Source organism: Paenibacillus sp. E194 (genome assembly GCF_000935845.1).
Taxonomy (GTDB): domain Bacteria; phylum Bacillota; class Bacilli; order Paenibacillales; family Paenibacillaceae; genus Paenibacillus_B; species Paenibacillus_B alvei_B.
Genome location: NZ_JMDX01000006.1, coordinates 16,112 through 40,080, shown reverse-complemented (window position 1 = coordinate 40,080; position 23,969 = coordinate 16,112). Strand labels below are relative to the sequence as shown.

The 23,969-nt window shown below is 46.7% G+C and carries 20 protein-coding genes; 11 read left to right on the top strand and 9 right to left on the bottom strand.

Annotation, left to right across the window (positions count from 1 at the left end):
• The first annotated feature begins 31 nt into the window (after window positions 1–31).
• On the top strand, window positions 32–400 hold the full coding sequence (locus tag AZ66_RS01745; protein ID WP_036620387.1) for an MmcQ/YjbR family DNA-binding protein: 369 nt from the start codon (window positions 32–34) through the stop codon (window positions 398–400).
• Between the two features lie 112 nt (window positions 401–512).
• On the opposite strand, the gene AZ66_RS01740 is transcribed toward AZ66_RS01745, so the two are convergent.
• Window positions 513–1,460, bottom strand: a complete 948-nt coding sequence (locus AZ66_RS01740; RefSeq protein WP_044353343.1) for a 1,4-dihydroxy-2-naphthoate polyprenyltransferase — start codon at window positions 1,458–1,460, stop codon at window positions 513–515.
• A 685-nt stretch (window positions 1,461–2,145) separates the two neighbouring features.
• On the opposite strand from AZ66_RS01740, the gene qoxA reads away from it, so the two are divergent.
• Genes qoxA through qoxD form a run of 4 tightly spaced genes read left to right on the top strand, consistent with a single transcriptional unit; the run spans window position 2,146 to window position 5,975 of the window.
• A complete protein-coding gene (gene qoxA / locus AZ66_RS01735) occupies window positions 2,146–3,120 on the top strand; it encodes a cytochrome aa3 quinol oxidase subunit II (RefSeq protein WP_021260887.1) in 975 nt (324 codons plus the stop codon).
• Between the two features lie 29 nt (window positions 3,121–3,149).
• Window positions 3,150–5,093, top strand: coding sequence for a cytochrome aa3 quinol oxidase subunit I (gene qoxB / locus AZ66_RS01730; protein WP_021260886.1), 1,944 nt, complete (start codon window positions 3,150–3,152; stop codon window positions 5,091–5,093).
• On the top strand, window positions 5,090–5,686 hold the full coding sequence (qoxC, locus tag AZ66_RS01725; protein WP_021257346.1) for a cytochrome aa3 quinol oxidase subunit III: 597 nt from the start codon (window positions 5,090–5,092) through the stop codon (window positions 5,684–5,686). Before qoxB ends, qoxC begins: the two co-directional genes overlap by 4 nt.
• Before the next feature lies 1 nt (window position 5,687).
• On the top strand, window positions 5,688–5,975 hold the full coding sequence (gene qoxD, locus AZ66_RS01720) for a cytochrome aa3 quinol oxidase subunit IV (protein ID WP_005545125.1): 288 nt from the start codon (window positions 5,688–5,690) through the stop codon (window positions 5,973–5,975).
• Between the two features lie 66 nt (window positions 5,976–6,041).
• On the opposite strand, the gene AZ66_RS01715 is transcribed toward qoxD, so the two are convergent.
• The 4 genes from AZ66_RS01715 to AZ66_RS01700 form a co-directional block, all read right to left on the bottom strand.
• Entirely contained in the window at window positions 6,042–7,592 is a 1,551-nt protein-coding gene (locus AZ66_RS01715; RefSeq protein WP_044353342.1) for an extracellular solute-binding protein, read from the bottom strand.
• Window positions 7,593–7,622: 30 nt separating this feature from the next.
• A complete protein-coding gene (locus AZ66_RS01710) occupies window positions 7,623–8,489 on the bottom strand; it encodes a carbohydrate ABC transporter permease (RefSeq protein WP_021260884.1) in 867 nt (288 codons plus the stop codon).
• Between the two features lie 12 nt (window positions 8,490–8,501).
• Complete coding sequence (locus tag AZ66_RS01705; RefSeq protein WP_021260883.1) at window positions 8,502–9,437, bottom strand: ABC transporter permease; 936 nt, start codon at window positions 9,435–9,437, stop codon at window positions 8,502–8,504.
• A 181-nt stretch (window positions 9,438–9,618) separates the two neighbouring features.
• Window positions 9,619–11,805, bottom strand: a complete 2,187-nt coding sequence (locus tag AZ66_RS01700) for a helix-turn-helix transcriptional regulator (protein WP_044353341.1) — start codon at window positions 11,803–11,805, stop codon at window positions 9,619–9,621.
• A 253-nt stretch (window positions 11,806–12,058) separates the two neighbouring features.
• Between AZ66_RS01700 and AZ66_RS01695 the strand changes: the two genes are divergently transcribed.
• From AZ66_RS01695 to AZ66_RS01680, 3 genes are all read left to right on the top strand, one after another.
• The gene (locus AZ66_RS01695; RefSeq protein WP_044353340.1) at window positions 12,059–13,189 is read left to right on the top strand and encodes a copper amine oxidase N-terminal domain-containing protein; all 1,131 of its coding nucleotides are present in this window, start codon (window positions 12,059–12,061) and stop codon (window positions 13,187–13,189) included.
• 142 nt (window positions 13,190–13,331) lie between these two features.
• Window positions 13,332–14,459: an ATP-binding protein gene (locus AZ66_RS01690; RefSeq protein ID WP_082061408.1), complete on the top strand. Its 1,128-nt coding sequence runs from the start codon at window positions 13,332–13,334 to the stop codon at window positions 14,457–14,459.
• A 468-nt stretch (window positions 14,460–14,927) separates the two neighbouring features.
• Complete coding sequence (locus AZ66_RS01680) at window positions 14,928–16,253, top strand: PepSY-associated TM helix domain-containing protein (RefSeq protein ID WP_021260878.1); 1,326 nt, start codon at window positions 14,928–14,930, stop codon at window positions 16,251–16,253.
• A 424-nt stretch (window positions 16,254–16,677) separates the two neighbouring features.
• Here AZ66_RS01680 and AZ66_RS01670 read toward each other — a convergent pair whose 3' ends face one another.
• From AZ66_RS01670 to AZ66_RS01655, 4 genes are all read right to left on the bottom strand, one after another.
• Window positions 16,678–17,106 carry a threonine/serine exporter family protein gene (locus AZ66_RS01670; RefSeq protein WP_021257356.1) on the bottom strand — a complete coding sequence of 143 codons (429 nt, stop codon included), beginning with the start codon at window positions 17,104–17,106 and terminating at the stop codon, window positions 16,678–16,680.
• Window positions 17,107–17,178: 72 nt separating this feature from the next.
• A complete protein-coding gene (locus tag AZ66_RS01665; RefSeq protein WP_021260876.1) occupies window positions 17,179–17,937 on the bottom strand; it encodes a threonine/serine exporter family protein in 759 nt (252 codons plus the stop codon).
• Window positions 17,938–18,167: 230 nt separating this feature from the next.
• On the bottom strand, window positions 18,168–19,457 hold the full coding sequence (locus tag AZ66_RS01660) for a sensor histidine kinase (protein WP_044353337.1): 1,290 nt from the start codon (window positions 19,455–19,457) through the stop codon (window positions 18,168–18,170).
• 23 nt (window positions 19,458–19,480) lie between these two features.
• Window positions 19,481–20,176, bottom strand: a complete 696-nt coding sequence (locus AZ66_RS01655; protein WP_021260874.1) for a response regulator transcription factor — start codon at window positions 20,174–20,176, stop codon at window positions 19,481–19,483.
• A gap of 389 nt (window positions 20,177–20,565) precedes the next feature.
• On the opposite strand from AZ66_RS01655, the gene AZ66_RS01650 reads away from it, so the two are divergent.
• The 3 genes from AZ66_RS01650 (at window position 20,566) to pepT (ending at window position 23,952) form a co-directional block, all read left to right on the top strand.
• On the top strand, window positions 20,566–21,672 hold the full coding sequence (locus tag AZ66_RS01650) for a C45 family autoproteolytic acyltransferase/hydolase (RefSeq protein ID WP_044353336.1): 1,107 nt from the start codon (window positions 20,566–20,568) through the stop codon (window positions 21,670–21,672).
• A 14-nt stretch (window positions 21,673–21,686) separates the two neighbouring features.
• Complete coding sequence (locus AZ66_RS01645) at window positions 21,687–22,571, top strand: AraC family transcriptional regulator (RefSeq protein WP_044353335.1); 885 nt, start codon at window positions 21,687–21,689, stop codon at window positions 22,569–22,571.
• 142 nt (window positions 22,572–22,713) lie between these two features.
• Window positions 22,714–23,952 (top strand): peptidase T, encoded by a 1,239-nt coding sequence (pepT, locus tag AZ66_RS01640; protein WP_021260871.1) that lies wholly within the window; start codon window positions 22,714–22,716, stop codon window positions 23,950–23,952.
• Window positions 23,953–23,969: the final 17 nt, after the last annotated feature.

The window sequence follows — 23,969 nt, the reverse complement described above, 5'->3', positions numbered from 1 at the left end:
TATCTTCATCTATGAAAAGGAATGTTTCGACATGCAGGATTGGAATGACTATTGTTTTGACAAACAAGGCGCTCGTCTGACCTACCCGTTCGGAGACGATGTCCCCGTATTCCGTGTAGGTGGCAAAATATTTGCTTTGTTCCGTGAAACGGACGGTTGTCCAAGTGTTACGTTGAAGTGTGACCCCTTCCGTGCCGAGTCCCTGCGCGAGCAATTCGCCGAGATTACACCGGGTTATCACATGAACAAGCGACATTGGAACACGGTGGCGCTCAATGGCAGCTTGAGTGATCAAGATATTCAGATGCTCATTGACCACTCTTATGATCTCGTCTTTAAGTCTCTGACAAGAGAAGAGAAAGCCGTCATTACCGCGAATCAATTGATGGGGCGAGTGTAGGTGATCATTCACCTTTACGGTTCGGAGGACGTCAATGTCCTACATGGATGGCGTCTTTTTGCGGACAAATAAGACAAGGGATGTGCCAAGCGGCACATCCCTTGTCTTATGTTCAAGAGAATAAGATTGCTAATCCTAACACAAGGATACGAGCAGCATTCATCAGAATGAAGTTCCTCACGGCCAGTACAAAGGTATGTTCCTTCGTCTGCTTCGCTATGAATTTCTTCATATTTCTTCGTACCGGAATGAACGTTGCCACAATAAGCAGCAACAGCACGGGGTGCACCCCGATGGCAAAGAGGACAATGACGTCCAGGTACGCCGCCACATACAACCATTGGAACAACACCAGTGCGCTTGGCTTCCCGATATAAACAGGCAATGTATAACGCTTGTTCGCCAGATCATCCTCGATGTCGCAAATATTATTTGCCAGCATAATATTCGCTATGCTCAGAACAGCTGGAATCGATATCGCGAACACCAGCAGCACTTCTATTAGATTGATATCGAGATGAGCCATCCGAATGTCAATCGCCAGTGATACAAGCTGTTCCTTGTCTACATGTATGTATGTAGAAATAAAAATGATAACGAACCCCATAAACAATCCCGAGAACAACTCACCAAGCGGCATTCGTGATATCGCAATCGGACCCAGCGAATAGAGGAAACCTACAAGGAATGACAAGCCTCCTAATCCAAGAATGAGAATATCCGTCTGCAGCACCAAGGCAACCCCAGAGCTTATGGCCGTTACAAGAAGCGTCACAATGACCCCAACTACCCTCGACTCCTTGAGTCCATAGGATACAATCGCATTGTGTACTTCATAACCATATCCGTGTGTTTTAATCGCCTTTTTGTAATCAATATAATTATTAATGGCCGTGGTCGCCATGTCGAAGGACAACAATGAGGCGAACATAAGTAGAAATGGAACTAGCCGAAATTCATGAAATCGATAAAGCACGTATAACGTTCCGATGAAGAACGGTATCATGCTCGCTACCTTCGTTTGGATTTCAACTAACCTAAGAAATTGCCCAACCTTCACCTCGTTACCCCCATGTTCCGCAAATAAATTGGTGTACCGCCACTGTTCTCGATACCACATAAAAATATATCAAAATCCGCCTTCCTCGAATAGTGGATGATATATTCAACCTCATAAGGTGTCGTATTCTAGCGAAAACCCGCGAATTCACGAGTAATTAGAGCTAAAAACACTCTATCCTACTTAAAACTAGAATTATTTCCTAACAATCGTTATGAATGGTTATTCTGTGCTGTTCGTATACGATGTATTACAAAACGGAGCGAGCGTGCGCTAGAACGAGCAATTTGGATCTCCCTATTGCTTATTTACCACGGTTCATACCAACATGCACATTCACTTCTGCTGTACACAAATCCTTTAAAATTGAGGAATAATGTGGGTTTTACCGCCTCTGAAGGGCGCAAAATTGTGACAGTATTGGTACACTTGAGGGTCTTAAGGGCAATTATGAACAAATTTCAAAAACGGCGATTTTGGCGGAAATTCAATGATATTTATCACTTTTTCGGCTTTTGGACTTAATTTGGGCAGGAAAAATAGATCCTTATATGGATATCTATGTCAACTAAGGATCACTATGTCATTTGTAATTCGGAGTGCTTCCTAATAAGATATAGCATGGTTACAATATCCCGATTTCCTACTATATATAAAGCCAACCAACAGAGAAAGGGGTACCTTGATGAAAAAGAAAGGGTTGTTATTCACCTTATTCGCAGCTCTTCTTGTCCTCTTGACCGGTTGTGATTCATTAGATGTTTTGAATCCGAAAGGTCCTCAGGCCAAGACGCAGTCCGACGTCATTATTTTCTCCATGATTATGATGGCAGGAATTTTGTTCGTCGTGTACGCACTTTATATTTTCATGTTAACGAAGTATCGCGCTTCAAAATCAGCACCTGATTATGAGCCTCCTCATGAGGAAGGAAGCAAGTGGCTGGAAATTACGTGGACGTTAATTCCGGTCATTATTGTAACCGTGCTATCTGTTGTGACGATTCGCTCTACTGTTGCAGTAGAATCGCCGCCAGAAGGCTATGACAATCAGAAGCCACTCGTTATCTATGCCGCATCTTCGAACTTCAAATGGCATTTCAGCTATCCAGAAGAAGGCATTGAAACAGTGAACTATCTGAATATCCCTACGAATCGCCCAATCGAGTTCCGTCTCTATTCTTACGGGCCGATTACAAGCTTCTGGGTACCGCAGCTTGGCGGTCAGAAGTACGCGATGAGTGACATGGTGACGACGCTTCACCTTGCAGCGGATCATGAAGGTTCATTCATGGGTAAAAACTCGAACTTCAGCGGTAAAGGCTTTGCACACATGCAATTCGAAGTGCTCGCAATGTCCCCTACCAAGTACACAGAGTGGGTAAAAGAAGTGAAGGGTACCGCTTCTGAATTGACAGAAGAGGAATTCAACTCCTTGCTGAAGACCGAATTCGTGGGACGGAAATCTTATTCCTCCACACACTTGACATTCAGACCAGCACCAGAGGGCGAACATGGCGGCCACAATCATGGTGGATCGTCTCATGACGACTCTCATAAGGAATCGGATAAAGAAATGGATCACTCGAAAATGGATCATTCGAACATGGAACATTCCAACGATGAACACCAAGAGATGGATCATTCTCAACATGGCAACTAGATTGAACAAGAAAGGAGTAATTTGAGACTATGAAATGGGACGAATTTTTCGTTACCGGCGAACCGATGATCTATGGCGCTATGGCCAGCATCGTGCTCGTGACGATAGCCATCATCTTCTGCTTGACCTATTTCAAAAAATGGGGCTATCTATGGCGGGAATGGCTGACAACCGTTGATCATAAGAAAATCGGGATCATGTACATCTTGAGTGCCTTGGTCATGCTGTTCCGTGGCGGTATGGATGCTCTGATGATGCGTACGCAGCTGGCCGCACCTGATATGAAGTTTCTGGATGCCCAGCACTATAATGAAGTATTTACAACGCACGGCGTTATTATGATTCTCTTTATGGCGATGCCATTTATTATCGGCTTGATGAACGTAGTTATTCCGCTCCAAATCGGAGCGCGTGACGTCGCATTCCCTCGCCTGAACGCAGTCAGCTTCTGGCTGTTCTTCTGGGGAGCAATGCTGTTCAACATCTCGTTCGTTATCGGGGGCTCCCCGGACGCAGGCTGGACATCTTACTTCCCGCTTGCAGGTCCTGAGCTTGCACCGAAGATCGGGAATAACTTCTATGCGATCGCTTTGCAGATTGCAGGTCTTGGTACTTTGATGACAGGCGTCAACTTCATCGTTACAATCTTGAGAATGCGCGCGCCTGGCATGACATTGATGAAAATGCCAATGTTCACATGGTCGGTTCTGATCACGAACGTTATCATTTTGTTCGCATTCCCTGTATTGACTGTAGCGCTTGCGCTTATGACATTCGACCGCATGTTCGGCTCTCAGTTCTTCTCGATGGCCAACGGCGGTATGGATATGCTCTGGGCCAACCTGTTCTGGGTATGGGGGCATCCTGAGGTATATATCGTTATCTTGCCGGCCTTCGGTATATATAGTGAAATTATCTCAACGTTCTCTCGCAAGAACTTGTACGGTTACAAATCGATGGTTGTCAGTATGGTTGCCATCTCGCTCTTGTCCTTCCTCGTGTGGGCGCATCACTTCTACACGATGGGTCATGGCGCAATGGTTAACGGCTTCTTCTCCGTTAGTACGATGGCGATCTCGATTCCGACCGGGGTTAAGATATTTAACTGGCTGTTCACCCTGCGAAAGGGTAAGATACAGTTCACAACACCGATGCTGTACTCCTTGGCCTTCATTCCAATCTTCACGATTGGTGGCGTAACGGGCGTTATGCTTGCAATGGCAAGTGCAGACTATCAGTATCACAATACGATGTTCTTGGTTGCTCACTTCCACTACGTATTGATTCCAGGTACCGTATTTGCGGTTATCGCAGGTATGTACTACTGGTTCCCTAAATTGTTCGGCTTCCGCCTGAACGAGCGTCTTGGTAAGATCAGCTTCTGGTTCATCGCTATCTTCTTCAACGTGACATTCCTGCCATTGTTCTTCTTAGGACTGAAAGGTATGACACGCCGTATGTACACGTACTCTGCAGAAACTGGCTTCGGCCCGCTCAACTTGCTTGCTACAATCGGTTCTGTCGGTCTTGCTATCGGCTTCGCGATTCTCGTGTACAACATTTACTGGAGCTTCCGCTACCAGCCAAGAGATACAACGAGCGATCCGTGGGATGCACGCTCGCTTGAATGGGCAACGCACAGTCCGGTGCCTGAATATAACTTTGCTATCGTTCCAAAAGTGAAGAGCCTTGATGCCTTCTGGCTCTGGAAAAAGAACAAGCAACCATTGTTCGAAGGTGAGCTCGAAGAAATTCATATGCCGAACAATAACGGCCAGCCGTTCATTCTCGGTGTTATCTTCTTCTTCTGGGGATTCTTCATGGTATTTATGTGGTGGACACCTGCCATTATCACAGGTATCCTCATTCTGATTATGCTTGCAGTACGCTCCTTCGAACGGGATCATGGCCGCCATATCTCGGTGAAGGAAATCAAAAAAACGGAACAACAATTGCGGGGTGATAGAGCATGAAGATCGATAATACGCTGCCGCTAGAATATCAGACAGAGGAGAACCGTAACCGAATCTTCGGCTTCTGGCTGTTCCTCGGCGCGGAGATTGTACTCTTCGCGACTTTGTTCGCCGTTTACTTTACACTGTGGACTCGTACGGGCAACGGCCCGTCTGCAAAAGAAATATTTGAAATCAAGCCTGTATTGCTGGAGACATTCCTGCTCTTAACGAGTAGCTTCACTTGCGGACTTGCAATTCACAGTATGCGCATGAAGCTGAAGAAGCCAGCCATGGTCTTCTTCGGAATCACGCTGCTGCTCGGCCTAGGCTTCCTGGGTGTTGAGATTTTCGAATTCGTCACTTACGTGCATGAAGGTGCAACGCTGCAAACTTCTGCCTTCCTGTCCAGCTTGTTCGTCTTGCTTGGAACACACGGTGCGCACGTAACGATGGGTCTTCTGTGGGGATCCGGATTGATGATGCAAATCAAGCGTGAAGGATTTACACATGATACAGCGAACAAATCGTTCATCTTCTCGCTGTACTGGCACTTCCTTGACGTAGTATGGATCTTTATCTTCAGCTTCGTATACTTGAAAGGAATGATGTGATATGAAACAACTATTCCCGATACGTCATGTAATGGGTTATGTCTTCTCTCTCGTCCTTTCTGTTGTTGCGTTAGCCGTCATTGTATGGGATATGTCATTCACAACAGGACTTACAATCTTGATCATCTGCGCAGCTATCCAGGCTGCCGTGCAATTGTTCCTGTTCATGCATATCGATGAAGATAAGACAACGAAAACAGCCAACTATACGAATATTCTGTACGCATTATTCGTAGCTCTCGTGACGTTGTTCGGTACACTGTTCACGATGATCTGGGGTTACTTGTAAGAAGAACGAAGAGGCTATCCTTGAAGTCGCAAGACTTCTGGATAGCCTTTTTTTTGCAGTGATGAGCTATTTCTTTGCCAAGAAGGCATCGATTTGACGCTGCAGCTCCTGCTGAATCTGCTTGAGGGAAGGCCCTGCCTCAGCCTCGAACTTCTTCAGTGTCTCCTCAGGATCAAGGACGCCATTGAACAATGCAGGATAGTATTTCGCCTCGACCGTATTATATTGGCTAAGGTCATTCTGTACAGCAGAGGAATCGAACTCGAATCCCGTCAATATATCCTTCGTGAAACTGTCTGCATCACGGAGCACAGCATCGAAATGTTCGTAAGTCTTATCAGCTTCCACATCTGTCCGCTCATCGATTGGATTCCATACCCACACATAGCCGAATTGCGAATACCCTTTCGTATCGAGCACTTTATATTCCTTGTCGCCAAGAGCTTCCCAATGCTTCCCTTGTATCCCGTAGGACAGCAGATCATAATTTTCCTTCTCATTAGCCCAGTCCATAAACATGACAGCACGTTCCTTATTTTTGCTCACCTTCGGAACGGCGAGGAAGTTCCACTGCTTGAAGTTCGAGATATTTGCCCCTTTGGTCGGATCGAAGAAGGTTACGGTCTCCAGATCACCGTTCGGAACATTGCTCTTGAACTGCTGATCGAAGGAGAGTCCCGTACCGAACGATCCCTTCGTCACGATAGCGGCTTTCCCGCTCATGAAAGGCTGAATGAAATCCTTCGCAGTCAAAATATCCTTGTATACGAGGCCATCTTTATACATCTGTCTGGCCTCCTTCAACCATGTCATAATCGGTTCCTTATTCTCGAACAGATTGAATACCTTGCCATCATTCCCTTTGTAATATAAGGTCAGACTGCTGCCAAGGGCATGGGTAAACCGCACATGCGTATCATAATCATGCAGACTGCGCTGGCTGACCATCGAATATGTCTGCTGCCCGGAGGTTCCTGCCGCCGTGAACGGGGCGATGCCTGGCTCCTTCTCTTTCACCTTGTAAGCAAAATCAATTAACTCCTTATAGGTCTTGATTGGTGGCACACCGAGCTTCTCACGGATATCCTTGCGCACGACATAAGCGTTGCCCGCCATGTAGACTAATCCAAGCGGCACTGCCATGATTTTTCCGTCATACTTGTTCGCATCCCACATTTGCTGTGGACGCTTCTCTAACACGTTTTTGCCATATTGCTTGAGCAGATCATCCAGTGGCTCATAGTAACCGTCTGCAATCATTTGATTGATATGCAGCCATGGTGCATCGAAGATTAGATCGATATTTTCACCAGAAGCAAGGGTCACCTGTGTCTTCTGCCCCAAGTCAGCCCACGGCACGAATACGATGTCCAACTTGACGTTAATCGTATCCTTCATCCGCTTTTCAGCTTCTGCAATGACAAGATCCATATCTGGTGGCCGATCCCCCGGGATCATAATCTTCAATGTAACCGGTTCCAATTTACTGCTTGACGACTCGCTCCCCTTCGATGCATCCGTGCCAGACGATCCATCTGTTCCTTTTGAGCAGCCCACAATCAGAGACAATGACAACAACAGCACCAGCGACATGTTCCACCAGTGTTTCATTTTCATTTCTTCGTTCCCCCTACAACAAGATATGAATTAGCCTTTCACGGATCCTAATGTCATGCCTTTAATGAAATATTTCTGTACAAATGGATATACGAACACAATTGGTCCAATTGTGATGCAGACAATAGCAAGCTGCATGCCGTAGGTTGGGACGACAATATTGTATTCCGTCTTGCTCCCGGCTACGTATGCCATGGCATTCAAGTTAGACATCAGCTGTCTAATCATCATCTGCAGCGGATGAAGCTTATAGTTATCAATAAATAACAGCGACAGGTACCAGTCATTCCAATATTGCAGCGCATAGAACAGAGCAACCGTTGCAATGACCGGCAGGGAAATCGGCCATATGACACGAAAGAAGATACGAATGTCATTGGCCCCATCCACAGTCGCTGCTTCGTTCAACTCATAAGGCAGAGACCGATAATAGGACACAAGGATGAAGGCATAGAACGGGTTTAGCAAGTATGGCAGGACAAGCGCCCATAAGGAGTCTTTCAGATTAAGCCAGTTCGCGATGAGCATATAGAATCCAACAAGTCCTGCGCCGAACAGCATCGTGAAGAAGGTCAAGAAGGATAGGACATTCCGATATTTCACCTTCGGATGACTCAATACGTATGCATAGGAAGCTGTAAGGAGGACGCCAAGCACCGTTCCGGTAATGGTGACGAATAACGTGACTCCATAGCTCCGGAAGACCTGATCTCCGGACAAGAGCATGGCGTACGCATCTAAGCTGAAGGACGTGGGGAACAACTGATATCCAGCAGTCTGGATGTACGATTCGCTCGCAAAGGAATTGATCAATACAATCCAAAACGGGATGAAGCAAATCAGGGCAAAACCAATTAGAAAACCATATACAATGCCAAGAAACAATCGTTCACGCATGTTCATCACACCTTAGAACAATCTAGAATCTGGGTCAACCTTCCGTGTCAACCAATTGAAAAAAACAACGGCGATGAGTCCCATAAAGGACTGATAGAGGATAATCGCAGAGGACATACTGAAGTTGCCCATCTGCCGCAGCGCGCGATATGCATACGTATCAATGACATCCGTCGTTGGGAACAACACGCCAACATCTCCAATAATGGCGTATATCATACCGAAATCCCCGTAGAATATTCGGCCGATGCCAAGCAGCGTCATAATGATGATGATCGGACGCAATAGCGGAAGCGTGATATACATGATTTGCTGGAGGCGGGTCGCCCCTTCCATTTTGGCACATTCATAATATTCAGAAGAAATACTCGTAATCGATGCCAGAAAGATAATGGAGTTGTATCCCGCAACCTTCCATACGTACACGAAGGTCAGAATATAAGGCCATACTCCAGGGGATAGATACCAATCCACCCCTTCAAATCCAAGCGCTGTCAATGCCTGATTCATTATTCCTTCTGTAGAACTGAACATCGTCTGCACCATCATGCTGACAACGAGCCAAGAAATGAAGTAGGGCAGAAAGACAAATGATTGCGCGGTCTTCTTAAACCACTTGCCTGTAACCTCATTCAACAGAATGGCGAGCACAACTGCTGTTCCAAGACCGAACACGAGAAACAATCCGTTCAGAAATACGGTGTTCCATGTGACGCGCAGCCAGTCATTGCCTTGAAAGAAGAACTCGAAGTTCTGGAAGCCTATCCACGCACTGCCGAACAGTCCATCGGCAAGCCGGTATCTCTGGAAAGCCAGCAAGTGCCCCAGCATTGGCATATAAGCAAAGAGAAGCAGAAACAGCAGCCCTGGCAGGGCGAGTAAGTATAGGTATCGATTCTTCCTTATCTCATCAACAAATCCATGGCCTCCTCTTTTTGTACGTCGCAAAGCCTCCCCTCCTCACTATTCACGATCTATGTGTGGAATCATTGAGCGATAGGGTCATCGTAGCAGTTCACCTATGGATCTCACTAGTTCTCATTGGCCGAATCAGGTTCTGCTGTGGTATATGTCAGGGTTCTTATTTTGCAGATTTGGCTTCTATTGCGTTTACGGCTCATTACCTCCGCTAACCACTTGCCTCTTGCACCTGCTCCAGCCGGTACTGTGCTGGTGTCATCCCTGTCGACTTTTTGAAGGCGGTGAAGAAGTGGCTCTTGGTCTGGAATCCTGCCTGCTGTGAAATATCTGCAACACTCAAATCGGAATGCAGCAGCAATTCCTTCACCATTTCGATACGCCTATTGAGTATGTACTGAGACATTGAGTATCCATAATGATCAATAAATAGCTGGCGCACGTATTTGGCGGAGAGTGCAATGTGGTCTGCGATATCATCAACGGACAGTGCTGGATCGTGAATATGATATTGGATATATTCGACCACCTCTTGAACGATCTTCCCCTTGCGATTCAAGCTCTTCTGATTGCCAAGCAGCGACATGATGCGGACTATCTCTTCCTTCATCCACATATGGATATCCTCCAGCTTCGTGAACCTCCTCAGGCGCTGCTCCATCCCCTCCACACTATCAATGGAAGTCAGCTTGCTGAAGGATTTGACGAAAGAGAAGAATAACAGCCGCAGCTGGAACTGACATTCTGAATACTTCATCGTCTGCAATCTTGCAAATAATTGCTCCAGGAGGTTCAATGATTGCTCTTCCTTGCCGATCCGAATAGACTGGATGAGCTGATCCAGCAATATATCATCCGGCTGACAGTGCAAATCTGCGTAACGTTCATACTCCTGCTCCGTATAAATGCGATCCTCGCCGCTAACGAACTTGAACAATGTCACCTCACATAACTCATCATAGACAACACGCATATCATCGCGAACATGCTTGGCTGCACTATAAGCAACAGTGATGTTCATTTGCACATGCTCCTTAGCCTGACGACGGAGATCAATTAATTGCTCCATCACATCATCTGCAGGTTCGGCAACTCCAATCAGAAGCAGCAGGTGATCGCCGCCAAAGTCGACTACTTCGATCGTTCGGCTCTCGCTGCCTAGAAGTTCTTCCGCAATATTGCCAACTGCATACTTGAGCAGCTTCCGGGACATAAAGTCATATTGCTCCGCAATGTCATAGAAGCCATCAATCTTCACGACAGACAGCCTTATCCAATCGTGTTGAAGAATTCTCGATTCACGAGCAAGCGCTGCCCGCGTGCTGTCTCCCAATCTGCCCTGAAGAATCCATTGACGCAGGTATTCCGTCTTGATAAGGGGATAATGATCGCGCAGCAGGGTGACACTCTGCTGAATCGCATCGTAATCACTGACAGCATGAACTCCAAGCTTGCCGTGAACCTGATTCGCCAGTCTTCGGAACGGCTTGAAGAAGAGATGTGAATTCCAAAATACAACGATGAGCAGGATAACTAGCAGAAGTACCGAGTACAGCACAATCGTCTGCTGGAAGGTCGTCGTCTGCTGCCGGAATTGCTTCATTCCCGAGAGTGAGTATAGAGTCCAGCCCTGCGCATCTAAGTCGATATAGTTGATGTACAGCTTCTCCCCCTCTGTCTTGAGTTCGAGAGCGCCATGTTTATCATTTGATCTGGACTGAATAACCTCAGGCATAATTGACTCGTTGATTGCGCCAAGCACCTGTCTCCCCGACCGGTCTAATAACGCGACTTGATAATCCGGATCAGCGTCTCCTGCGATAAGGTACTGCTCCATTGCACGCTTATTCAACAATACAACGAGATAGCCATACTGCTCCTTACGGACATAGGAGGACGGAAGCAATAAGCCTATATACGATTTGTTTCCTACTTCATGATGAAAATATTGCAATAGAGTGGGAGCGCCTTGCTTCACTTTCTCGAGAATCGTATGGTCGGAGAATTCCTGAAAGTCGATCAGCCCTACATTGAAATCAATCACTTTTTCTCTGAGCATATTCAATAAGTAAGCGCCTTCAAAAAAGGGTTCTTTCGAGAGGTACTTGGATAGAGTTTGGAGTGCTGCTGCATCCTGCAGTGGATCATCTTGATTCGAATAGATCCAGTTCTGAATGGTCTGATCCCCATACATAATCAGGCCATACCCTTTCAGCTTCGACAGAATAAATTCCGTGCGCTCCCTTGTCTCCTCAATTCTCTCCCGATTAATCGTCCCTAACTGCACAGTGGCATAATCTGAGAAACGCTGAACAAGAAACAAGGAGAACGGAATAATGATGAGGGTAATGAAGATGCCACTCCATACAAAAATACGCAAATACGTAGATTTGAACATAACCGTAAACTGCCCCCCTCCTCGACGATCTGCACAGACAGTTGTCTGAAAACTTATGAGTACTATCTTAGCTGAACCTCCCCGCAATTGCCTAGTTCTTGATCTTCCGTCAAGTTCTCATTCGCCCAATTCCCATGTATCCAAGCTTTATTGTCGCCTAATGATCGTGGTCGATCCCTTGACCTGTTCACCTTCCCCTTTCCAGATTCGTCCTGTAATATAGGATATACATACCTATTTGGAGGGAGATTCCTTGAAGATCCTAAAGTGGCTAAACTATGTTTTGGCCGCCGCCGTATTATTGACAGCCGTCGTCTTCCTCTTCCGTCCCAAAATTGGTTTAGATTCCGATATCACCATTCGGATTAACCATGCTGAGGCAGAACTGAACGGTAAACCCATATTTCAGTCGGGACGCATATACGTTCCGATGTTTTCACTTGGCAATTATTTATCCTTTTTCACCTGGATGGACAGTTCCAACGATACCTTTCGCGTGCTTGTTCCCGGACAAGAGGTCATCATGAAGGTAGGAGAAACGCAAGTCTACTCTTTCGGCAAAACGATACAGCTTGAGGGAGCCCCGATTATACATAACAACACGCTGTATGTTCCGCTTCAGCTATTCTCTTCCGTATTGCAAGTACCGATGTCTTGGGAAAGCAGGACTGGTACCGTGGATATTACGTATAACACGCCGTATATATTCGCTAAAGAGAAGGGTACGGCATTTTGGTTTCGCAAAAGTATAGGTGACCTGTATATGAGTACAGGCAATAAGCCCTTTCTACTCAAAAATATAAAATTGATAACTTCGGATACCAGCATATTGACTGCATCCCAGATCAGTAATGACAGCTATATGCTGCAAATCGAAGATGACTCTACTAGGAGATATGTTGTCTATAAAGCGATCATCCATCATCATGAAGTAGCGACTTCGTCCATAGTCGATTACGAGAGAAACGGTACTAATCTTAGAAGCATTGAAAAAGCCGGAGACTTATGGATCATGATCGACAACAGCACCCTGAAGCTCGCCGATACGAACGGAACAATCAAGGCATCCTATTCTGCACAGGAGATCTTCGGAGAGAACGATACGTTTACGGTGGAGGAAGCATTCGACGATTATTTGCTCGTACGCCCATCCAGACAGAAAATCCTGTATCTCTTCAATAGGAAGACCAAACAATCGATAGCTTTATACAAGCACCTCCTGACTGGCGAAGAAAAAGAATCGATCGACTCCGCATTGGCCAACGGTTTGAATAAGTTTGGCGACAGTCTTTACTTCGAGCGTATAAAGGGAGATATGCTCTATTTTACTCGGCGGATCGCTGGCGCGACTCCGAGCTCTTATACGTATCAACTGAAGCAGTAGGACAAGAGCCTCTGGACTGATCTCATTTGGGTCATCCTGAGGCTCTTATTATTGAAGCATGCGATTGACATGAAAAACATTCCAGTTTATTATTTACTTAAATACGTAATTACGTATTTAAGTAAATAATTTGGAGTGATGCATGATGGTATCTTCACGCAATGTGGAAGCTGAGTTGGATGTATTGAAAGCTCAATTAGAAGAAGTGCATCAGCTAGTCAGACGAATCGCATCAGACGGCGCTGTGCCGGGTCAGAGAGCATTCGAAATGTCCCTTACACAGTCCGCGCATCAAAGCCCAGACCGAGAAGACCTCGGGGAATTGAATTACTCAGGTTCTTATTACAACAGCACGAATGAACTCTACCATTTGCCTCCTTGTCAACGACGAGTAAGCCAATTGCTTACCTTAGACAGTGATAAGGCCGCCAAGGTACTCGGCGCGCTCGGGCATAAACAGCGTCTTGAGATTCTGATCTCCCTGCTGCAAGGGCCGCAAACTGGGCCGCAGCTTGTAGAACGGCTTCATATGGGGACAACTGGTCAATTGTATCACCATACGAAGGCTTTGCTAGGTGCTGATCTGCTCGTTCAGGAAGAACGCGGCGGAGCCTATTCCGTTCCCAAGCACCGTATCATGCCGCTCCTGCTGCTCCTATCAGCCGCTGCCGACTTGAACGACGCCAGCGACTACATGGAGATGGCAGAGGCACGGAGCAATGCCGGTACGTACTTGGGAGCACCTGAAGATGAATATGACCCGCATCTATTGATACGGGCTGTCCTAGAGAACTGTATCCAAGAACACCAGGCGGGGTATTGCACAGAAGTGAACCTGTTTGTACATCAGGATAGAAGCGTTACCGTTGCGGACAATGGGCGAGGCATCCCAGTGAATGTGCTTCCCGGTCACGATGTTACACAGGCACAATCCGTTCTAACGGACATGGGAAGGTTCTCAAGAAGCGCTTCATTCACAGCTCCTGGAGGAGAACAGGGGATTAGCATGGCGGTCGTCAATGCGCTCTCACTTACGCTTTCCGTGGAGATTCGCCGCGAAGGAAGAGTATACCGCCAAGATTATAAGCAGGGTATTCCGCAGGGAGGATTACGGACAATAGGTATTACTCAAGATACAGGAACGAGTATTACATTCCTGCCAGACAATAAGCTTTTCCGCTCGGCAATCGAATACGACATGCTAGCTGCACAAGTTAACATAATTAACGGAGTTCATCCCGAATTAAACATTCTTATTCATCGTGAATAGCTGCACGCTTTAGGCATGAGGCTGGCCAAGAATCCAATCACACATCTTGTACTGTCGCGGTATATAAAGGAATCTTGGCCCCCCGTTGGGCTGCTGTCAGCGATCCGGTTAATCAAGCAGCACCGCCGCGATTAATGCTATCCACGCCATCTCAGTGCCCCTCCTTCCCATTCGTCAACTTCAAGCCCATTATGAACAGCAGAAGCAGCAGTATGATTCCGATTTTGAGCGGATTAAACGTATTAGACATAATTATGGCGTTCTATTTATGACCTTCTACTACTTCATTTGTCCCCTTCTTCTTATCACACTTGTTTCTCTACTGCGATATCTCGAAATTAAGTAACTAAATTTTCAATAAATGCGGTGAAATATAGCCCGATCGAGTCTTGTCCACTTTCACGCCTCCACATACAATGACCTAGTATTGCAACCTAGCCCCTGTTTTTAGAGGAGGAACATCATAGTATGAAGACAAACAACAGACTTAGCCATATGTTTTGGCGATGGCATTTCTATGCGGGGTTATTCATTGCCCCTCTGCTAATTACGTTATCGCTTAGCGGAATTGGATATCTGTTCAAATCGGAAATTGAGGATATCACATACAAATCGCTGTACTTTGGACAAAGCACCAACACCCAGACCTTAACAACAAGTCAAGCGATTGCAGCTGTGGAGCAAGCTTACCCGGGAGAACGAGTGACGAAGGTCAGTTACTTCGATGATGAATCACGCAACACCAGATTCTCCATGCGTGATGAAGCTGGTCAAGAAAGATATGTATTTGTAGATCGTAACAAACAACTCGTTGGAAGCATCCTTGCCGACGATACTTTTGGGAATATAACTCGTAATTTGCATAGTTCATTGCTAGTGGGTGGAACCGTCGTTAACTACTTGGTGGAACTAGCAGCATGCTGGGCAGTATTTCTGATCATCTCTGGCCTATATATGGGTTGGAAAAAGAGAGCGTCTGCAACTGGGACGAAACGCGAGAAGGTAAAATCGAGACATACGGTCTTCGGTATTATATTCACGATACCGTTGCTTATTCTTATCGTTACAGGGCTGCCTTGGTCTGGCTTCATGGGTAACCAGATCTATCAACTAGCAGCAAGTAATGAATCACTAGGGTATCCGAAACTGTATGTGAGCCCGCCGCAATCCGAAGCGAAGGAGTTGCCATGGGCCACTCGCAAGGAGAAGGCTCCACAATCCTCGTCAGGCTACCTGCAACTCTCTGTAGATGATATTGAGCATATGCTTCACCATTACGGAGTGACGAAGCCATTTGTCCTGAGCTTGCCAGCAGATGAGAAAGACGTCTACACGGCATCTAAATCCGCTGGATCAGGCATTACCGGAATGGATGTCATCAAGCCTAGCGAGGAAATAACAGCTTACTTCGATCAATATAGCGGCACACAGATTCATAAGATCGACTACCGCGATTACGGGCTTCTCGCCCAGTGGTTCACCTACGGAATTCCTTTGCATGAAGGGCATCTATTCGGTTGGCCGAACCAGATCCTATGCCTGCTGACGGTAGTTGCACTGCTTGCCATTGTATACTGGGGAGTTAAAATGTGGTGGATGCGTAGACCACGCGGAAGACTTGCTGCGCCTCCAAGACAGCCGTACACGAAATCGATGATCGGCTTCTATGTCATACTAGTCATTCTTGGACTGCTCATGCCGCTGCTTGGCATGTCCCTGCTTGTAATTGCACTTATTGAATTGGTACGCTTCCTGCTATTCCGAGGAAAATCAGTGAAATCCGTAACCGGTTAACGATTAGGTATTGAAAATTAGAAAAGGGGACAGGCCTCAGCCTTCCCCTTTCTTTGCTACCCGGTTACAAAAAATAATCATCCTGCCGCACACGTATGATATAATCCCCACAAACCTAATGTAAAGGAAGTGGTATTTCATGACCCTCTCTATAATGGGGGTTATGACTCTATTATTATTCTACGCTTCATTAACAATAGGCGTTATTATCCTAATCAGCAAACGGGCAAATAACCCCAATCGTAAACTCGCTCTCCTCACGCTAACCATTACATGTGCGATTTTGGTCAATGAGTTGATATCCAAGTTCTTATATGGACAGCAAATTAATCTAATCACGATATTTTTCTTAATCATCTTAGCCGCCTCTTGTTCTACACAATTCAGAAAGAAAAATTAAGGGAGAACGTACTTCATCATCCCCTTATCCCTTGACTCGCCTGCGCATCACCTGATGCAGAACTTCTGAAAAAATGATTCCGATCGCGATAGCGCCCGATATCATCGACGCCTTGAAGGCAAGCTGAATCGCCTGATCATACTGATCTTCTACAATATTTCGCATCGCATCATATGCTATGCCACCAGGTACAAGCGGAATGACACCGGCAACGTTGAACACAATAATCGGGGTGCGATACAACTTAGCGAACAAATGACTCATCATCGCAATGACGAATGATGCGGCCAAGCTCGCAGGAATAGGGCCAATATTATTGTCCGTGCACAGAATATATACGAACCAGCCTGCCATGCCGACAAATCCACATTGAAGCATCAGCTTAGGTGGACTGTTGAATAGAATCCCGAACGCAGCCGAAGCTACGAAGCTCACAATGAGCTGCTCAATCATAACCAAGTGCCTCCCTCAATCTATATGTCCATCGTGTTGAGATTTCTAGATATCCACTGAGTAATTACGATCCTAGGCAAAGGACAAGACACAAGCTACCCCTGCTCCAATCGCGAAGGCAGTTAAAAACGCTTCTGCCCCCTTCGAGATGCCAGATACTAAGTGGCCCGCCATCAAATCACGAACTGCATTCGTAATGAGCAGCCCAGGAACAAGCGGCATCACCGATCCGATGACGATCTTATCGAGATCACGACCTAGACCATACTGAACACAGAAATAGGACACCGTTCCGACTACAATCGATGCTAGAAATTCAGAGAAAAACTTAATCCGCGATAAGCGATGGAAATACAGAAAGAGTGAGAATCCAAGCCCGCCAGCAAATAGCGAGGGGATGAACTCTGGCCATCCGCCCCGGAACATAATCGTAAAGCAGCCGCTCGACAGCATCGCAGCAGCAATCTGCAGCCATATGGGGTAAGCCAGATTGGATACCTCGATTTTTTTCAGCAAACGGTGAGCCTCTGTATAGGACAAACTGCCGCTGCTGATCTTCCGTGAAATATCATTAACGAGCGTCACCTTCTTCAGATCAGTCGACCGCTCGGAGATTCGGTACAAGCGTGTAATTGGCGCTGAACCATCTATTGCAAAAATAATACCTGTAGGTGTCACGAAGCTATGGCAATTCTCGTATCCATATGAAGCAGCAATACGTATCATGGTATCTTCCACCCGACTCGTCTCTCCGCCGCTCTGCAGCATAATCTTCCCAGCTAATAAGCACAGCTGTGTAATTTCATAGCTCTCATTTGCTTGTAGGCTCATCCGATGTCTCCCCTATGAATGGCATGAATTTCCCATATTGTAACCGACAGTACAATCTTTAGTCTATGCCTGCTGGTTATGCGTCTATTCGCGAGATTTGTGGTTGAGCCCCTTACGGTTGAACGACACCCCAAAAAGGCCCATTGAGTCTTCAATGAGCCGTACCATACCGTTGAGCTCAAGCAGTAAACTCACGCCTCAACGCCTAGTTTTGTTGATCGCCTCCGCTATCACCTTGCGGTAGCACGTAAACGGGACAGCGTGGGTGCTGCAGCGATTACTCCGTTGCTCGAAGGATTCTTCGATACTGCTGGCAGTATCGTCTCGAATGTTGTTTGATACGGATTGCTGTATGCCGCGATTTGTCCTCCATGAGCCTCGATAATACTTTTCGTAATCGCCAGCCCGAGCCCCGTCCCGCCTGTCTCCTTGGAACGGGACTGCTCCACACGATAGAATCGGTCGAAGATGAATGGCAGATCCCGCTCCGGTATCGGATCCCCGTAATTGATAATACGAATAACCGCCTGTTCATCAAGCGACTGGATCTCGATATCGATATGTCGCCCCTTGCGGCCATACTGAATCGCGTTTGACAATAAATTTTCATAAGCCCGTACGAGCCTGTCGCCGTCTGCCAGAACCTTGAATGCTTCCCTTTCTACTTGCAGTCTGCACTCCAAGCCTGCCTTCTCCAGACTCGGTACAAATTCCTCCACTAATTGACGGATGAAGCTCGTAATATGCAGTTCCTGTACTTGAAGTGGAAGCCCGTTATTGATACGTGTATACTCGAACAAATCATCGATTAGTTTTTTCAAGTCGAGCGCTTTTTCATAGGCAATGTTGACATAATAACGAATCTCCACCTCGTCATGATAACGATCCTTCTCAATAAGCTCGAGGAAGCCGAGGATCGATGTTAGCGGTGTGCGCAAATCATGTGATACCCCCGTAATGAGATCGCTCTTTGTTTTCTCCGCCTTCCGTTCTTCCTCAATCGATTGGCTTAACTGTCGACTCATTTGGTTAATGCTCTCCGCGACATTACCCAGCATTTGAGCTGATCTCACTGGTATTTCATGCTGGAGTTCACCCGTGGCGATTTCACCCAGCCCATGAGTAATCTCTTGTAGGTAGCTGCCCAACTCTGTCGCTACACCATTGATCCTTTGTGCAATATCGCCTAGTTCGTCCGACGAATCTATTTGGATATTCACAGCGAAGTTCCCGTTCGCCATCTCCTGTAGACCATTCGAGATATGCGTGAATTGACTTATTATAGGGCGACTCAATTGATAATAGCTAAACATAAATAATAGGCATCCTGATATGACAAACACGGGCCGAGAACCAATATTGTTGATCACCCATGCCAGCGCTATATTATACGGACTGTGCTGCAGCAAATAAGAGGCCAGCAGCTGTCCGAGCAGCAAAATAATACCCGTAGCACCAATACTCGCAATAAACGTAATCAGGAATTTCCATCGAATCGAATTCAGCCGTTTCGTCGTCATGTTTCGCTTCTCCATATCCGCTCCTACCCCATTTTGTAGCCGATGCCCCAGACCGTCTTGATATATTTCGGGTTTTGGCGATCCTTCTCGATTTTTTCCCTTATCTTACGAATATGTACCATTACCGTGTTTTTAGATTCCATGAAGGGCTCGTTCCACACTTCCTCGTATATCTTCTCCATGCTGAGCACGATCCCACGATTGACCGCAAGCAGCTTCAATATGGCGAACTCCCGCGGCGTTAGCTTTACCGGAATATCATCCACCATAACCGTGTAGGTCGCTGTATTGATCATCATATCGTCAATGAAGATTTCATGTTCAGTATGCGGATTTTCCTCTTGCCGGAGCTGTTTCGTTCTCCGCAGCAGAGATTTGATTCGCGCCATCAGTACGAGCGGATTGAATGGCTTCGTCTCATAATCATCGGCGCCAATGCTAAGCCCCGTAATTTTATCTATATCCTGATCCTTCGCGGACAGCATAATAATAGGTGTATTGCGTTCCTCCCGAATCTTCATGCATGCCTGAATGCCATCCATATGAGGCATCATCACATCCAGAATAATCAGCTGCACCTCATGCTTCTCCAGCAGATCCAAAGCCTCGATTCCATTGGATGCCTGAAGCAGCTCGTACCCTTCATTCTTTAAATAAATTTGCAGCAGTTCAATAATTTCCTTCTCATCATCAACGACAAGAACGGTTTCCTTGCCCATGTGACTATCTCCCTTTCCATGTATGCTAATAAAACGCTTCTGCTTGAAGGAGCGTCTTCCCTTGGTACATATTAATTCGACTTCCAACTACTTACTCCTCTTCTAGCAGCGGGATGAAGACGAACCCCTTACGCCGTTCCAACTCTGCAGCTTACATAATATGCGATATATAATAGGACGCCCAGTTAGGGGGATTGTTCCTGCCGTTAAGTGAATGTTAAGAAATTAAGAATTTGATAAGGATTGGCCTCCAACCAGAGACAAGAAACATCTGAATATGCCGTATTGCTGCACAGCCCTAACAAGACAGCAGGAAATATCATAACGCGGGAAGCTTATCCCGCTACACTAAAACAAGAGCTAACAATGTCATGAAGGGGGATTTATTTATGCAGCAAATCCAAGGTTATTTTTCTTATATCGAGGGAACGCGTTATGAGGCGGGGTACCAGCAAGGGGAGTTTGCGAAGAAGCATCCTCATTTTTTGCAAGGCATATTATTGAACGAGTCGTTACCTGATGATCAATGGAAAGAAGCAGCCGCACTGCTTGAACAATATTGTCCAGGAATAACGGAGGAGATTGACGGATTCTGTGCGGCATTAGAAGTGCCGCCGTCGCTGATTTCTTATTATGCCAGCTCTGCACTTCATTCAGGATGCAGCCATTGTGCCATCCTGCCGGCTAAAACTGCAACTGGGCACACGTACATGCTCCGCAATTACGATCTCTCCCCCAATGTGGATGATATGAGACTATGCTCCACATCCATTGAGAAGGCGTATAAGCATACTGGCTTTTCCGTATTCTTGTTCGGCAGAACGGAGGGCATGAATGAGCATGGATTATGTGTCACCTTCTCTGCTTGCGGTATGCCTGTAGGCAATGCACCCGGTATGAGGCCTCCTAGAGTTAGCGGCTTGCAATTCTGGGCAGTCGTGCGCGCTTTACTGGAACAGTGCCGAAACGTCAGCGAAGCCCGGCATCTCGTGATGGAGATGCCGATTGCATCCAACATGAATCTCATCATCTGCGACCCGCATGGCCATGCAGCATTGGTCGAAACCTTCGACGGACACAAAGCAATTCGCGAGATAGGCGATACAAACCAAACTCCTTATATCGCAGCCACGAACCATCCGCTGTTCGCGGATATTGAGCAATTGGAGCCCGGCAAATTGAATCATTCGGTCGTCCGCCAGCACATCTTGCAGCAGTTTCTGGAGCAGCCTGATTCTGTAACGATGGAGGATCTGCAATCTTTAGTTTCAACTGAATACCCGCAAGGCTTGGCTGTTCATAATTACAACCAGTGGTTCGGCACATTGCGTTCCATGCTGTTCGACTTGGATGATCGAACGATCAATATATGCTTTGGTTCTCCAATTGATAATCCATGGTATACTGTGCCCGTAGGTGGGAAAATGCCAGTAGATCATGTGCAGATATCGATACGTCATCATGATTATGCACCTGATTTTTGGCAAATGAAATAAGTGGTGATCTGGTTATGCAAACCTATAAGGAACAAATTGAACAAGCGATTCGATTCATCGAATCGCATCTGACAGAGCGGCTGGATGCAGAGCGTGTAGCCGCCTCTGTTCATTTGTCATACTATCATTTTCATCGTATCTTTGCTGCAATGACAGGGGAGACACTCGGTGACTATATTCGCAAGCGTAGATTAACCGAAGCTGCTGTAGTCATACTGTCGAGTGAGCGATCCATATTGGACATTGCCTTGGAGTTTCAATTTGACTCTCAAGAGGCCTTCTCCCGATCATTCAAGCAGGTCTTTAGCACAACGCCTGGCAGTTTCCGTAAGCGCAGCAGACGTCCCATCTTCCTCGAGAAGGATACACTGTTGGGCGACCGACTGCAGCATCGGCTTGATTCCATTAGCCTTGTCCCAAGCATCACAGAAATAAAGAATGAAATTCACGTCGTAGGGATAAGTGGAGCCGCCTCTCCCGATCATAATACGATACCGGAACTGTGGGAGGAACTGCTTCAACGACGTCATGAGATTCAAGGTATGACGCCGGAGCTTACTGGTTATGGAATATGTCCTCCTCAGCACGAAGTTGAGCTCCGGGATATCACGGAACATTCGCCGTTTGGACACATAGCCGGCTTCTCCGTGGAGCGCATTGCTGACATTCCACATGGGATGCGGGCTTATACGGTATCGGCGGGTACCTATGCTGTCTTCAAGCATCAGGGTATTACCCAACAGCTCCGGAGCACCTACGATTACATCTGGGGAACATGGCTGAGCAACACACCGCTTCGCCTCGACGATCGGGCAGACTTCGAGGTATATGGACGTGACTTCTATGGTCCACACCATCCACAGTCGACGATATGGATTTACATCCCCATTCAAAAATAGGGAGGGTTCATGATGAGTAGGAATGGTTCACACCCCCTCTTATGCATGTTCCAAGGAGACGTTGCCACAAATAGGGTAAAGTCCTGCTATTCGTGGTAAGATGAAAGGAGATTGATACGCTACTATTCAGAGGTGAAATGTCGTGAAACAAGAACTAATTGAACGCTTTACATCCTATGTTAAAGTGAATACCCAATCCAATGACGACAGCGAAACTTGCCCTTCCACACCTGGACAGCTCGACTTGGCTCGCCTGCTCGTGGATGAGCTGAAGGCGCTCGGCATGGAAGAAGTGACAATGGACGAGAACGGCTACGTCATGGCTACGCTTCCTGCTAATACAGACAAGGACATTCCTACAATCGGCTTCCTCTCCCATGTGGACACAGCTACCGAACTATCGGGCGAAGGCGTGAACCCTCAACTGGTTGAGAACTACGACGGCAAGGACATCGTGCTGAATGAAGCACAAGGCGTTGTTCTCTCGCCAAAGGACTTCCCTGAACTACATAATTACATCGGCCATACGCTCGTTACAACAGATGGCACAACACTGCTCGGCGCAGACGATAAAGCTGGCATTACTGAGATTATGACGGCGATGGCGTACTTGATTCGCAATCCAGAAATCAAGCACGGGAAGGTTCGCGTTGCCTTCACGCCGGACGAGGAAATCGGCAGAGGCCCTCATCGCTTCGATGTAGAATCCTTCAATGCTCGTTATGCTTACACGGTAGACGGTGGCCCGCTTGGCGAGTTGGAATATGAGAGCTTCAATGCTGCTCAAGCTACCTTGACCTTCAAGGGCAAGAACGTTCACCCAGGTACGGCCAAGAACAAAATGGTCAATGCAGCGAAAATCGCTATGGAGTTCAACAGCCGCTTGCCTGTAGAGGAAGCGCCTGAATCGACAGAAGGCTATGAAGGCTTCTACCATCTGTCCTCCATTAGCGGCGATGTAGAGCTGACGAAACTGCGCTACATTATTCGTGATTTTGATCGAGACAACTTTAACGCTCGCAAGCAGAACATGGAGAACATCGTGAAGAGCTTGCAGGAGAAGTATGGAACCGAGCGCATCAGCATTGAGCTGAAGGATCAGTATTACAATATGCGTGAAAAAATCGAACCTGTGAAGCACATAGTCGACATTGCCTATAAAGCGATGAAGAACGTTGGCGTAGAGCCTGACATCAAGCCGATCCGCGGTGGTACAGACGGCTCGCAATTGTCTTATATGGGACTGCCTACACCGAACATTTTCACAGGCGGCGAGAACTATCATGGCCGTTATGAGTATGTGTCCGTCGACAATATGCAGAAGGCTACAGAAGTCATTGTGGAAATTGTGAAGCTGTTCGAACAGCAATGTGCTGAATAATTGCTTCGTGCGTTCTG